15 protein-coding genes are annotated in these 13,885 nt (G+C 42.1%); 14 read left to right on the forward strand and 1 reads right to left on the reverse strand.

The genetic code is table 11. The annotated features are described in order from the left end of the window. Positions 1–157 precede the first annotated feature (157 nt). A complete protein-coding gene (locus ACYQ4S_RS03185; RefSeq protein WP_346023670.1) occupies positions 158–304 on the forward strand; it encodes a hypothetical protein in 147 nt (48 codons plus the stop codon). A gap of 647 nt (positions 305–951) precedes the next feature. On the opposite strand, the gene ACYQ4S_RS03190 is transcribed toward ACYQ4S_RS03185, so the two are convergent. Then, the gene (locus ACYQ4S_RS03190) at positions 952–1,491 is read right to left on the reverse strand and encodes a YehS family protein (protein ID WP_346023669.1); all 540 of its coding nucleotides are present in this window, start codon (positions 1,489–1,491) and stop codon (positions 952–954) included. A 311-nt stretch (positions 1,492–1,802) separates the two neighbouring features. Between ACYQ4S_RS03190 and ACYQ4S_RS03195 the strand changes: the two genes are divergently transcribed. The 13 genes from ACYQ4S_RS03195 (at position 1,803) to ACYQ4S_RS03255 (ending at position 13,878) form a co-directional block, all read left to right on the forward strand. Continuing rightward, positions 1,803–2,762 carry an RluA family pseudouridine synthase gene (locus ACYQ4S_RS03195; RefSeq protein WP_346023668.1) on the forward strand — a complete coding sequence of 320 codons (960 nt, stop codon included), beginning with the start codon at positions 1,803–1,805 and terminating at the stop codon, positions 2,760–2,762. Positions 2,763–3,128: 366 nt separating this feature from the next. After that, positions 3,129–3,659 carry a Na+/H+ antiporter subunit E gene (locus tag ACYQ4S_RS03200; protein WP_346023667.1) on the forward strand — a complete coding sequence of 177 codons (531 nt, stop codon included), beginning with the start codon at positions 3,129–3,131 and terminating at the stop codon, positions 3,657–3,659. 35 nt (positions 3,660–3,694) lie between these two features. Then, positions 3,695–3,955, forward strand: a complete 261-nt coding sequence (locus ACYQ4S_RS03205; RefSeq protein ID WP_346023666.1) for a monovalent cation/H+ antiporter complex subunit F — start codon at positions 3,695–3,697, stop codon at positions 3,953–3,955. Next, on the forward strand, positions 3,955–4,260 hold the full coding sequence (mnhG, locus tag ACYQ4S_RS03210; protein ID WP_346023665.1) for a monovalent cation/H(+) antiporter subunit G: 306 nt from the start codon (positions 3,955–3,957) through the stop codon (positions 4,258–4,260). Before ACYQ4S_RS03205 ends, mnhG begins: the two co-directional genes overlap by 1 nt. A gap of 6 nt (positions 4,261–4,266) precedes the next feature. Further along, the gene (locus tag ACYQ4S_RS03215; protein ID WP_346023664.1) at positions 4,267–4,830 is read left to right on the forward strand and encodes a Na(+)/H(+) antiporter subunit B; all 564 of its coding nucleotides are present in this window, start codon (positions 4,267–4,269) and stop codon (positions 4,828–4,830) included. Further along, the gene (locus ACYQ4S_RS03220; protein WP_346023663.1) at positions 4,814–5,512 is read left to right on the forward strand and encodes an MnhB domain-containing protein; all 699 of its coding nucleotides are present in this window, start codon (positions 4,814–4,816) and stop codon (positions 5,510–5,512) included. The genes ACYQ4S_RS03215 and ACYQ4S_RS03220 overlap by 17 nt, the downstream gene beginning before the upstream one ends. Positions 5,513–5,568: 56 nt before the next feature. Continuing rightward, positions 5,569–5,928 (forward strand): sodium:proton antiporter, encoded by a 360-nt coding sequence (locus ACYQ4S_RS03225; RefSeq protein WP_459769316.1) that lies wholly within the window; start codon positions 5,569–5,571, stop codon positions 5,926–5,928. Next, on the forward strand, positions 5,929–7,524 hold the full coding sequence (locus ACYQ4S_RS03230; RefSeq protein WP_346023661.1) for a complex I subunit 5 family protein: 1,596 nt from the start codon (positions 5,929–5,931) through the stop codon (positions 7,522–7,524). It begins immediately after the preceding gene. A 43-nt stretch (positions 7,525–7,567) separates the two neighbouring features. Then, positions 7,568–9,175, forward strand: a complete 1,608-nt coding sequence (locus ACYQ4S_RS03235) for a complex I subunit 5 family protein (RefSeq protein WP_459769318.1) — start codon at positions 7,568–7,570, stop codon at positions 9,173–9,175. Between the two features lie 30 nt (positions 9,176–9,205). Beyond that, the gene (locus tag ACYQ4S_RS03240) at positions 9,206–10,810 is read left to right on the forward strand and encodes a complex I subunit 5 family protein (protein WP_346023659.1); all 1,605 of its coding nucleotides are present in this window, start codon (positions 9,206–9,208) and stop codon (positions 10,808–10,810) included. Positions 10,811–11,820: 1,010 nt separating this feature from the next. Beyond that, positions 11,821–12,171, forward strand: coding sequence for a PTS sugar transporter subunit IIB (locus ACYQ4S_RS03245; protein WP_346023658.1), 351 nt, complete (start codon positions 11,821–11,823; stop codon positions 12,169–12,171). 29 nt (positions 12,172–12,200) lie between these two features. Further along, on the forward strand, positions 12,201–13,493 hold the full coding sequence (celB, locus tag ACYQ4S_RS03250) for a PTS cellobiose transporter subunit IIC (protein WP_346023657.1): 1,293 nt from the start codon (positions 12,201–12,203) through the stop codon (positions 13,491–13,493). A 76-nt stretch (positions 13,494–13,569) separates the two neighbouring features. Further along, positions 13,570–13,878, forward strand: a complete 309-nt coding sequence (locus ACYQ4S_RS03255) for a PTS lactose/cellobiose transporter subunit IIA (RefSeq protein ID WP_459769320.1) — start codon at positions 13,570–13,572, stop codon at positions 13,876–13,878. Positions 13,879–13,885 lie beyond the last annotated feature (7 nt).

Genomic DNA, 13,885 nt, shown 5'->3' on the forward strand with positions numbered 1-13,885 from the left:
AAAACCTCTTGGCATTGGCCAAGTAAAAGAAAATCAATGAGGCAGGGACTGCCTTTTGAGCCTACCCCTATCCGATTCCTCTGTCTGTATGAAGTCTGTGCAGACAAGAATGGAGTTCGTAGGAAGCACCCACTTCAAAATCCAAAGGATTTAAGTGGTGGGTAGTTCACGAGAGGACTATACCAAGCAAGTAACAAATGAACAATCTGGCAAGAAACGAAAACAGGCAAGATCAATAATTCAATATAAGCGTTATTTCAATGTCGATCATTCCACTGATACTGATTTACCTGTTCTTATCTAAGCACATCATCGCCGTCGTGACTGGTGGTGGAGTGAAAATGTAAGCTGAAAATTTCAGCTCCTCAATCACTTTCTTTCCATTATGAATACCCTATCCTCTTCAGCACGCTGACTTGAAGGGGGTAGGGTATTTGTAATATGCATGAGCATAGATTTTTCGTAGAAGGTGATCCTGCTTAATCACGTGAATTCCGATACTCGGTAGATTTCATCTTAAGAATACGATAAAAGTGGCATCTAAAGTTGTGTAGCGACAGTTTCTGCCATTTACGTCTAATTAAACTGCGCTTAGGGACATTAATAGTGACACTTTATAAAGTTACGACATGATGGATCTATAACTAGAGAGAATTTAACGACAAGTTATCTGGTGAGAAAAATATAAGGTGCAGCTAGAGAGCATTTAGTGACAGTTTTCTTGTTGCCTACGAAATAAACTACAGCTATAAGGCTGCTAGTGACATCTTCTCAAGTTCTTAAAGAATAAAATGTAACTAGACAGCGTCTAGTTATACCTTATCAAAAAGAAAGAATGTAAAGTCAGACTAGAAACAGCTTAATGACAGATCATCAGATAAATTAATAGAAAAAATGAGCTTAGTTCATATTAGAATGATCTAAGCTGGACGATACGTAAGGCTATTATAATCAATTGGAAGAATCGAAGCCACGCAAGTGATGGGCGAGTCCTTTCAGGAAATTACGTGCATACCGGTCGCCGCACTCTTTGTAATTCCGGTGACCTTCTTTCCTTAAAACAGCACTTAATTCACTATTCGAGATGTGGACACCAGTGTCGTCTAAGATGTCCAGTATGTCATCACTGGTAAGAGTAAGAGCTATCTTGACTTTCTTTATCAGGACGTTATTTACATCTTTATCGTGCTTGATAAGTCTGGTCTGTTTGACTGGCTCACCAGTAGCAGTGACTTGCTGTCCACGCTTAAAGACGATCAGTCCATTTAGAAATGATTCGAATAGCAAATTGCTGCATTCTTTAACATAGGTGTTCTCGGTAAAGTCATCTTCTTTATCGGAGGTAGCTTCAGAAGACTCGACTTTCTTCAATAGCAGCTGAACCTCTTCTAAGGATAAATCTTGATGGCCTAACTTGAATATTTCCTGAGTTTCTTCATCTCTTAAATCGAGTGCGTACCTTAATCGTAATAGACGATCATTATTATTCATGTTTAATAGCCTCATTTCACATAATTAGATTCCATACGAACAGTATAGCAAAAATGAGTTACTGTGATTAAATATATTAGACAGATATTAGATTGTTGAGCACAACTATAGAACGTCTGTTTTGATTAATGATGCGGAAGAACGTTGGAAATAAGATTATCAAGAAGATTCTGATGACATTTTTCTACTGGATACAATTGGCACTTCTCAAAACTAAATGCAGCTCAGACTGTCCAGGTCTGAATCACTGATCTAAATCAGTCTGTTTTCTGTTATACTGTACTGGAGTCAACAACTTTAGGAGTGAGTATATGAGTAAGAATAGAAACAATAAGCATAAAAATCAGCCCAAGAAAAAGTCTGATGTGGTCCGTAAAGGAACAAAACAGGTCAATAAAAAGGGAACCACGAACTATACAGTGGAAGAAGAGACAACTCTGCTGCCATATTTGTTGACCGTCATCACAAACAAAAGCCGGAATGCGGTCAAATCTATACTGACTAGAGGTCAGGTGTCGGTGAACGGAGAAGAGACCACTAAGCATAACTATCCGCTGAAACCAGGTGACACAGTCAATATCATGAGCAATCAGGAATCCAAAAAACGTTCTGAATTAATGGGTGTATCCATTCTGCATGAAGATCAGGATCTGATTGTCATCAACAAGGAAGCGGGCATGCTTTCAATTTCTTCAGACGACCCGACAGAACCGACTGCCTACCATCAGTTGAGTGACTATGTGAAGAAGGAACACCCCGATAACAAGATTTTTGTCGTGCACCGTCTGGACCGAGATACATCAGGCGTCATGCTTTATGCAAAATCGGAAAAAATAAAAGAGGCGCTTCAGAAAGACTGGAAGAATACAGTCAAGGAACGTATCTATACAGCACTGGTCGAAGGAGACGTTAAAGAAGAGCAGGGGGAGTATGCATCATGGCTGTCTGAAAGTAAAGGGATCAAGATGTACTCCAACTTGGAAGACAATGGAGGAAAACGGGCGGTTACCCACTTCCGGAAAGTTCTGGGTAACGAGAACTACTCTTTGCTTGAAGTTGAACTGGAGACAGGTCGTAAACATCAGATTCGTGTGCACCTGAAAGAGATGGGTCACCCGATTGCCGGAGACAAGATGTATGGGGCAGAAACTAATCCCCTTAAGCGTCTTGGCCTGCACGCAACGACCCTTGTTCTCGTTCATCCAGGAACAAATAAACTAGTGCGCTATACGTCAGAAGTACCAAAAAGTTTCCTTAAACGAGTGAAGTAAAGAGATTTGTCTATAAAAATCTGAAAAAATTAAACCATCCGGATAAGGTAAGAGCCTATTCGGATGGTTTATTGCCGTTCAGCTGCAAGATATAAACGTCAGGCAAAAATGCTCAGATATCAATGTAAAGTGAACGATCAATTTGTTAGACTGTTAAATAATTAGAAAATATGAATAATGATCGAAGTAGATGGAAAATAAAATCGTTTTCATTCAGACGTGTAGCGGTGTTTTATAAAAAATCCATTGCATATGATTTGAAACATGCTACAATCGAAGTACAGCCGAAAAGATGGGATTTTACCCGCCCATCGACTTACTTAGAGATAGACTGTCATCTACTCACGTCGGAAGGGAGGTTTTTTTTTGAAAACATATTTGAATGAATTGTGGGAAGACATCGTCGATAACAAGGAAGTGATTATTCTATTATCGTTAGTATGGCTTATTTTGTTTGAACAGTTCACGATTGGAGTTGCACTTTCAGGTGTTTTTATGTCGATTTTAGTGGTAATATTCACCGACCGTTTCCTTTTAAAGGGAAACTATAAGCACTCTTACATGATCGGACTGGGTACTCTGGCTAAATATGTATTCCGACTGATTATTGAAATTTTTCTAGCTGGATTCGATGTTATTCCTAATATCATTTCCGGTAAAGCAGATGTTCAGATCATTACTTGTCAGACTAAACTTACAGATGAACTGCTGATCGATATACTAGCCAATTCCATCACACTGACCCCTGGGACAGTTACTGTCGATAAGAAAGGCAGTACACTGAAGGTTCTGGCGCTTAATGCACCTGGAGTGGATGATGACCCTAGAGTAGTCATTCCACTTAAACTGGAAGATATACTGTTACGCTACGAAGAAACACTCGATGGAAAAGCGTAAAAGAAATTAGGAAGAGAGAGGAAGTTTAAAAACAAATGGATTTTGATTCAACTGTTTTAGCCATTATCATCGGCCTGTCAGTTTTCGGACTTGTCCGTGTTCTGGATGGACCGACTATATGGGACCGCATGCTTGGATTCGCACTATTTTCACCCAAGGTCATTGTTGCAACTGTCCTGATCGGGATCATCATCAACCGGACCTATATGATCGATGTGGCTATCATTTATGGTGTGCTCGGATTTATTGGAACGATAATGATTGCACGCTTCGTCGAAAGAAAGGGTGATGTATAATGACGCAAGTAGTAGAATGGATCGCAAACATAGTCATTATTATCGGCCTAATTTTTATGGCACTGGGCGTATTTGGGATTTTCCGTTTCAATGACTACTTTTCACGCACTCTAGTTGCATCTAAAGTTGATACAGTTGGCTTCATCACGATTTTGTTCGGTCTGATGATCAAGCATGGCTTTGATTTTTTCAGCGGCAGGATTATCATTGTACTGGCTTTGTATCTAATCACTAATCCCATCGCTACTCATGCCATTACCCGTTCAGCCCATTTGAGTGGATACAGAATCAAGAAGGAGAGATAGGAGACAATGTTTCAGACATTTATATTATTGACATTACTAGTATTAGCCTGTTTCTCTGTCTTATCTGATAACTTGCGTCGGTCGATCATTTATCTTGGTGCCTTTTCACTGACGATTGCACTGGCCTACCTGCACTATAATGCACCCGATGTGGCGCTTGCTGAAGCGGCGATAGGGGTCGGACTGTCAACCGTCATGTACTTAGTTGCTTTGAAAAAAGTATCAGTATACGACATTTGTTACGTAAATGAAGATGTGGAAACATTCAATGATGATCAGATAAACGAGATCAGAGACTCAATCGTCCGTCCGCTTGAGCTGTTTGTGGAGCGTACAGAAGAGATCGAGCCTCAACTGGCTTATACAAACCGTACACTGGAAACAGTCATGCGCGAGGACGAACATGACTGTCTGATCCACCGTAAAGGTGATCTGACCTATATTTATGGTGATACAACTGACCAAGTTTTCCAGGATATCGTAGCTAACTTGAATGACGTCATTAAAGATATTGAAGATATCCGTGTTATTTTCAGGGATGAGGTGAGCTTAGATGCCCCAGACGAGTAGACTGTTTAATATTGTACGTATCGCATTTGCGGTTATTGGAGCTGCCGTGGTGCTGTTTCTGTTCTTGAATCATTCGGAACAACTGGATACACCTCTGATGGATTACTTTACTGCTGACTTCTTTGCACAGACTGGAGCTCAGAACTCTGTAGCTGCCATATACTTGAACTACCGTGTATTCGATACATTGTTTGAAGCACTTATGCTGATGGTTTCCGTTATGGAGGTTATCAACGTCTCATGGGCTAACAAACATGCTGAACAGTATAAATTTGAAAAAGATGATTTCAATAGAAAGAACAACTCAGAAATCGTCATCCGAATGGTCGGAATCATTTATCCATTCGTTCTGCTGATCGGACTTTATATCATCATCAATGGACATGTATCGCCGGGTGGAGGATTCCAGGGTGGAGCTGTTCTGGCAACGGCTCTGATCACACGTTATCTTGTTTATCCAAACTTTGACCTGGACTTGCATACGCTCGAGAAACTGGAAAAATTCCTGTTCCTGTCCATCGTCATGACGCCTGTCCTGTATGTGTTTATGCAGCTGCAGCCTGCAGACACGACATTATCTCATCAGATTTACATGGTAACCATGAACTCACTGATCGGACTGAAAGTATTCTCCGGACTGAGTATCATCTTTTACCGATTCGTATTCTACGAAGGAAGATAAATCCGTCGATCTAAGTGAAATTTACTGCACGTTCCTCAACTATTAAAAGAAAGAAGATGAAACCATTGGATTTTATCACTGGCGAAATTGTCGGCATTCTTTTGTTCTTCATCGGACTGTATGGTCTAATGACGAAAAAAATGATTGTTAAAACCATTATGTCCATGTCGATCATGGAATCAGGTATATTTTTATTTTACATTACGATCAACTACACAGATGGTAGTGTGCCCCCAATCGGACAGGCACAGGAAGCTGCATTTGTCGATCCCGTTCCCTCTGCTTTGATGATCACAGCCATCGTTATCGGTACCGGTGTTACAGCGATCGGCTTGACCTTGTTTATGCACTATAAACAAAAGCATGGCATTACTCACTGGTCGCGTAACAGAAATCAGACAGGAAGTGAACATTAATTGTTAGGATTATTGGTGCTTGCTCCAATTCTAACTGGAGCAATTACTTATCTGCTGAGAAACAGGGAAGCTAAGTTATTTCTATATATTTTCCAAGTGATTTATGCCGGTCTGGCGTTCTATGTCTTCATGACTGTTAAAGAGACTGGACCGATAGTCTGGAACGTTGGCGGCCATACTGACGGCCTGGCTTTAAGTCTGTACGCTGATTCGATCTCAATCTTTATGGTCCTGATGACGGCAGTGTTTTATATTGCATTTCTAGTCTATGCTACGAGAGAGAAGTATTTCAGACCGAGATTCTACTTCCTGTTCATGGTCCTTCAAGGTCTGATGATGGGCTTGTTCCTGTCTAGTGACTTGTTCAACATCTTTGTTTTCCTTGAAGTCTCTACAGTTGTCGTATCCATCCTGATCATGATCAATAAAGAAAAGCAGGCAATATATGATGGCATGATCTATTTCTTTGTCAATGTCATCGGCTCAGCTTTTCTTCTCTTCGGGATCGGTATGCTTTACCGTACATTCGGACTTTTGGATATTCGTGCCTTAAAAGAGGCCATGTCCATGCTTGAAAGCCCGAGAGCAGTGGTTCTGCCTTACGGGATGATGATGGTGACTGTTTCACTTAAAACAGCAGTAACGCCATTATTCAGCTGGCTGCCGAAAGCCCATGGAACACCCAGTGCGCCACCTGTTGTATCAGCCGTTTTGAGTGGCCTGTACATCAAGAGTGGGGTATACATGTTCATCCGTTTCAACGAAATGTTCAATCCAGTGATTGACATGCATGTCTTTTTCTTCTGGATCGGATTCCTGACCTCTTTGATCGGATTCATCATGGCTCTGGGTCAGAAAGACATCAAACTGATCCTGGCTTACCATACCGTTTCACAGGTCGGTCTGATCATGATGGGGATAAATATGGCTTCAGAAAGTGCTTTCTGGGGTGCGCTCTACCACATCTTCAACCACGCTATATTCAAATCTACCTTATTCCTGACTGCAGGAATGATTTACGAAGAATACGGCACCCGAAATGTCTACAAGATAAGAGGGCTGTTCAGACGGATGCCCTGGGTAGCGGTCGCAACGACATTAGCAATACTAGGTATTACTGGAGCACCATTCTTTAACGGAAGTATTTCAAAGTATATGATTGCACACGGAACGTATGACTATACCGTTACTTTGCTTTTGAACATCATCAACTTGGGAACAACGATGTCCTTTGTTAAGTATGCAACTATGCTTTTCGGAAAAAGCCCTAAGAAGGGGACAGCCAAGTCAGACTTCTATGCGTCGACTGCCTGTGTCGTTATGGGTATTGCTTCATTCTTAACTGGAATATTCGGGGAAGGACTGACTCAGTTTTTCTTCAACTATGAAGTACACGTGAACGTTGACGAATACATTCAAAAAGGGATGGTCTATGTGCTGATGATCGTTGCAGGGGTTGCATTCTACAACGGGATCATTAAACACGGGGGACTCATCACTCGAATTGGACATCTAGAACTGACTTTTAACGGGATCATTACATCTATGGTCGGTTACTTCATTGTTCTAATTGTCTATCTGTCTTTAATATTGTAAATAGGCTCGGTCTCATAAATTTTGATAGAAACGGAGTGACAGGATGCTATATTGGCTTATTATCGTACCGATTGTTATCGCAGTTATAAATGTAGGGTTTATCCATAGTGATTCCAGAAAACTGATCGTCGGATCACAGCTTGGAATCACAGTATACGCAACCTATCTGTTTTATCTCGTGCGTACTCAGGGCACCATAATGGACAATCTTGGCGGCTATCCTCGCGCCTTTTCTATCACACTTTATGCAGACCGGATATCCATCGTATTAGTCTGGCTGACGACTTTGTTGTTCTTAGGCCTGCTGATTTATGCCTGTCCTGGGGATTACTTTAATTCTCAGTTCGGCTTCTTATACTTAACTCTTCAGTCACTGATCATTGCACTCTTTCTCTCCACGGACTTATTCAATATTTATGTGCTTCTGGAAGTGTCGACCGTCGTCGTCGCGATCCTTATCATGTTCAACAAAGACAGGCAGGCAGTATATGATGGCATGATCTTCCAGTTCGTCAGTGTCATCAGTTCAGGTTTTTGGCTCTTTGGTGTCGTGATGCTCTACCGGACATTCGGTCACCTGGACCTTCATGCAATACAGGAAGTCATTACAGAAGTGGAGGATCCGCGTTCGCTTATTCTTCCATTTGGATTTATACTGACAACGATCAGTCTGAAGATTGCTTTGTTCCCGCTCTCGAGCTGGCTGCCTAAAGCTTACGGCACACCGAGTGCGCCACCAGTCATTCCTGCTATTTTATCAGGAGTATACGAGACTACGGGACTGTACTTATTTATTCGCCTCACTGCAATGTTTTCTGAAGTCATTGAACTGAATGCATTTTTCCTCGTTGTTGGATTTGTAACCAGCATCGTCGGATTCGTTCTGGCTGTTGCCCAGAAAGATTTGAGGCTTCTGTTAGCTTATTCCACAATCTCTCAGGTTGGACTGATGACTGTCGGATTCTCATTCGGCACCGAAGCCAGCTACTGGGGGAGCATGTATCATATGTTTGCACACTCTCTGTTCAAGACAGTGCTTTTCCTCTCTGTCGGCGTCTTGTCTCATCATTACAAGACTCGGGATATATACAGAATAAGGGGAGTCATGAAGGCTTTGCCGGTCACAGGCTTTGCCATCATCTTCGGCCTGCTTGGTATTACAGGCGCGCCACTCTTCAATGGATCCATTTCGAAGTACATGATCAGTTATGGTAGCGATTCGCCATATATTCAACTGCTTTTAAATTTAATCAATCTGGGGACTTTGCTGTACAGTATGAAATTCGCAGCCATGCTGTTCGGCGAAAATACTCAACCTGACAGTGTCAGGGAAAAGGACAGTACCCACGATATTCCACAATGGACAACTTTTGTCTTCGGGGTACTCACACTTCTGACGGGGCTGTTCGGCAATACCTTCTTACAGTTCCTTTACGGATTCGACTTTACGATTTACCCAGGTGAATATCTGGAAAAATCATTAATCTACTTGCTCCTGGTTCTCGCTGCCTTTGCCCTCTATAGAGGATGGGTCAGGGAACGGGACTTATTTACAAAATTCGGTTATGTCGAATTGTCCTTCAATGCGATGATAACTGCACTTGTCATGTTTTTTATCGGTATAGTTGGTTATATGTACTGGCTTGCTTAATTACGGAAATTAGAAAGAAGGTCGCACACATTGCTTTACCTACTAGTCATTGGGCCGATTCTGGCCGGTATCGTCAATATTCTATTCAAGAAACGAGATACCCGTCCGTTCATTATCGGAGTTCAGATTGCCCAGTTAGCTTATGCGCTATGGATTTTTATCCAAGTGCGTACGGATGACACCATCTTTAACTTTATGTCCGGTGTTCCGGATGGTCTGGCCATTACATTAATGGCTGATATCATCTCATCGGTGTTTGTCTTACTTACAACGATCATCTTCCTTATGATGCTGCTGTTTGCTTATCACAAGGAATACTTTAACACGCAGTTCGCATTTCTGTTTCTAGTTCTGCAAGGGTTGATCATTTCGTTATTCTTAAGTACTGACTTGTTCAACTTGTTCGTCATGCTGGAGGTATCGACAGTGGTCGTTGCGATTCTCATTATGTTCAATAAAGAGAAACAGGCGATATATGATGGAATGATCTATTTCTTCGTAAATGTCATCGGAACAGCGTTTCTGCTATTTGGTATCGGAATGCTTTACCGAACCACTGGATTTCTAGATATGAGAGTCATCAGTGAAGCAATCGTGGAAGTGGAAAGCCCAAGAGCGGTCCTTCTTCCATTTGCCTTCATGATGACGACCTTAAGTCTGAAAACTGCCGTTGTTCCTTTGTTCAGCTGGCTACCGAAAGCGCACGGAACACCTAGTGCACCACCGGTTGTCTCTGCAATATTATCCGGACTCTTCATTAAAACGGGTGTCTATATGTTCATCCGTTTCAGCGCCATGTTTGAACCGGTAATACAGGTGCAGGAGATTTTCTTCCTGATAGGCTTTATTACATCAATATTTGGATTCATCATGGCGATGGGGCAAAATGACATCAAGATGATCTTGGCTTATTCTACAGTATCCCAGATCGGACTGATCATGATCGGTCTGAATATGGGATCTGAAATCGCCTACTGGGGCGCACTGTTCCATGTAGTCAGTCATGCGTTATTTAAATCTACATTATTTCTTGCGGCCGGTCAGGTCTATCACCAGTACGGAACGCGTGATATACGTATGATGCGTGGTGTTTTAAGAGCGATGCCTTTAACTGGTTTTGCTATCATCTTTGGTATTCTAGGTGTGACCGGTGCGCCACTGTTCAACGGAAGTATTTCCAAGTATATGATTAGCTATGGAAGCTATCGCCCGATCGTCCAGTTCGGTCTTAACCTGATCAACCTTGGGACAATCACATACTTCGTTAAATTCGGTAGTATACTCTTCGGAAAAGACAACCGACCTGAAGAATCTAAACCACCAAGAGAAGACTTATTGTCCGAACTGCTTGTTTTCATTATGGGAGGACTTATCTTACTGACAGGTGTATACGGACCAGTCTCTATGGATATCCTGTTTGGGTATCAAGTTGAAGTATTCTCAGCAGAATATTTTGAAAAAGGGATCGTGTATGCTCTGATGATTCTTGCCGGAGTCGGTATCTACAACGGAATCATCAAACAGGGTGGTCTACTTGACCGGATCAGTCACGTCGAACTGACATTCAATGCGGTCATCACCTCGATGACAGGCTTCTTCCTGTTCATTGCCGGTTACTTGTATTTAGTCCTTTAACAGATATCAATTGGAAACACCCTGCTGACCGGGGTGTTTTTCTTATGCCATAGATTAGTAGGGAAGGTGTGCAGTAATTGAGGCTTTTCAGCAGTATCAGCCGTGCAGATTAAATCGATTGCAAGTTTAACTATAGTTTCAGTCATTCAGCATATGATGAACTGTAACTAGATACGATTATAGTGACAGCTAATCAAGATGCATAACGGCTGAACTATAATTAGATGGTTTCTAATGGAATGTCTGAAGATAAGTAGTCAATAAACTATAACTAGACGGCTTTTAGCGACACTTCTTTTTAAGAAGTAAAAATAAACTACAGCTATAGGCCTTCCAGCGGCATCTTTTAAAGCTCTTAATGAGTGAACTACCCACCACTTAAATCCTCCGGATTTTGAAGTGGGGGCTTCCTACGAACTCCATTCTTGTCTGCACAGGTTTCATGCAGACAGAGGAATCGGATATGGGTAGGCTCAAAAGGCAGTCCCTGCCTCATAGGTTTTCTTTTACTTGGCTAACGCCAAGGAATACTCAGTAGGCTTGGTTGTCGCCTATATAGACTTGGTTATCGTCTATATATAAAGTATACCAAATGAGAATGACATTAACCACTTCAAGCTATCGCTTGACCGAAATTCATCTCCCACTTTCACTGGTGCTTCGCACCCATACGCTTAGAAGTGGGAGACTTCTTTCGGAATTACGTTAAAATGTAACTAGACAGCGTCTAGTTATACCTTATGAAAAATGCGGAAATGAAGGTGTATCTATAAACCGTCATAATGACAGTTTATCAGGCAGTTCAGTACTTAAACTAATTCTATAAAGTAAAATCTATGGTCTTTTATGGGCGAGTCGAGGCAGGGAGGGACGCAAAGCCTTCCTTATTTTGAGAATCATAATACAAGTACAGCTAATCTGTCCCATTATAGTAGTAGATAAGTAATTAATTCTTTTCCGTTTCTTAACGGAAATTAGTCATGTGGTGATGGAAGCGTTATTACATTAAGATGACTATAGATCAAACAAAAAGGAAGGAAGAAACTAACATGATTAAAATTTTATTAGCTTGTTCATCAGGAATGTCAACAAGTCTGCTAGTGCAAAAAATGGAAGCGGAAGCAAAAGAGAGAGGCATCGATGCTGAAATCTGGGCAGTCGCTCAGGATAAAGCTCCGGAAGACATGAAGAAAGCTGATGTCCTGCTTATCGGACCACAGATGCGTTTCATGAAAAAGAAATTCTCAGTCACTGCTGACGAAGTGGGTATTCCACTAGATGTCATCGATCCGGTTGCTTATGGCCGCGTTGACGGAAAAGCCGTTCTTGATAAAGCACTTGAACTTACTGGCAAGAATTAAGCCTGACAGGGGATTAGGAGGAAACAATAGTGGATAAATTTATGGAAATGTTAGAAAACATTCTGATGCCGCTGGCTGAAAAGCTGAATAACAACCGGTATCTGAGTGCTCTAAGAAACGGGTTCATGGTAGCTTTACCGATGATCATCTTTGGATCGATCTTTGTTGTAATCGCTAACCTGCCATTTCTTGACCGTGTATTAGGAGAGGACGGCTTCTCAGCTTATCAGGCTGCGCTTGGACCGGCTTCTGATGCAACACTGAGTATCATGGGGTTATTTGTTATTATTGGTATTGGATATAAGATGGTTGAACAGCGTGGAGGCGAAGCTATCTACGGTGGAGTTGTCGCTATCGCATCATTCCTTATCATGACACCTCAAATTGTAGAAGAAGTTGGGGGAGTAATTCCAACCGCTTCACTAGGAGCGCAGGGGATGTTCTTAGGTATTTTTACAGCATTTATTTCTGCAGAATTGTATCACTTATTCGTACGTAAAAACCTGACAATCAAAATGCCTGAAGGTGTGCCGAGTGCGGTCTCCCGTTCATTCAGTGCATTGATTCCAGTAACGATTACTCTGACAATTTTCTTAGCTATCAGAATTCTGTTCAGCTTTACAGGCTTTGAAACAGTGCAGAACTTCATCTATACATTGGTACAGCAGCCATTGACTGCTCTTGGAAGTGGACTGCCTGCAACACTGATCGCCGTTCTGCTTATTCAAGTCTTCTGGTTCTTCGGACTGCACGGACAAATTATCGTCAATTCAGTATTTGACCCAATCTGGTATTCACTGAATGATGAAAACCTGGCTGCATTCCAAGCTGGAGAAGACCTGCCACACATCGTGACTAAGCAGTTCTTGGATACCTTTATCGTCGGTATCGGAGGATCCGGAATGACCCTGGCTGTCATCATCTGTATCTTTGTTGTAGCGAAAAGCCGCCAGATGAGAGACCTGGCTAAACTGGGTGGACCATCTGGTATCTTCAACGTAAACGAACCGGTTATCTTCGGACTGCCGATCATAATGAACCCGCTTGTAATGATTCCATGGCTTCTGGCTCCTGTAGTCGTAGCAGCTGTCACATACTTCGCTATGTCTGTCGGTTTTGCACCGAGACCGGCTGGAGTAATCGTTCCATGGACCACACCAGCACTTCTCAGTGGCTATCTCGCTACCGGTAACAACCTGATGGGTGCAGTGATGCAGCTGATCAATATGGGTATCGTCTTCGTTATCTGGTTCCCGTTTGTCAAACTTCTTGATAAACAGTACTATGGTGAAGAGATGAGTGCCGCGGAGCCAACTAACTAATTCAAATATAATAGACAGGACGAATTCCCTTCATCGGGAGTTCGCCTTTCTTTTCTTAAAAACAGGGGGAACAACTATGAACGATAAAATGAACGAGATCGCTTTTCAGATCATACTCTTTGCCGGAAACGGGAAATCGAGTGCAATGGAAGCTATACAGGAAGCAAAAGAAGGCAACTTTGATGAAGCCGAAGCAAAATTAAAAGAAGCCGGTGAAGAACTTGGAAAAGCACACGGATTCCAGACAGAACTGCTTCAGCAGGAAGCTCAGGGCAACGGACAGGGAGTCAATGTTATCCTGGTTCACTCACAGGATCATCTGATGACAGCAATGACCGTCAGAGACTTGGCAGTAGAAATTATCGAACTATACAAATTTAAGTAGGGGGACG

The sequence above is a fragment of the Alkalibacterium sp. s-m-28 genome (assembly GCF_054658175.1).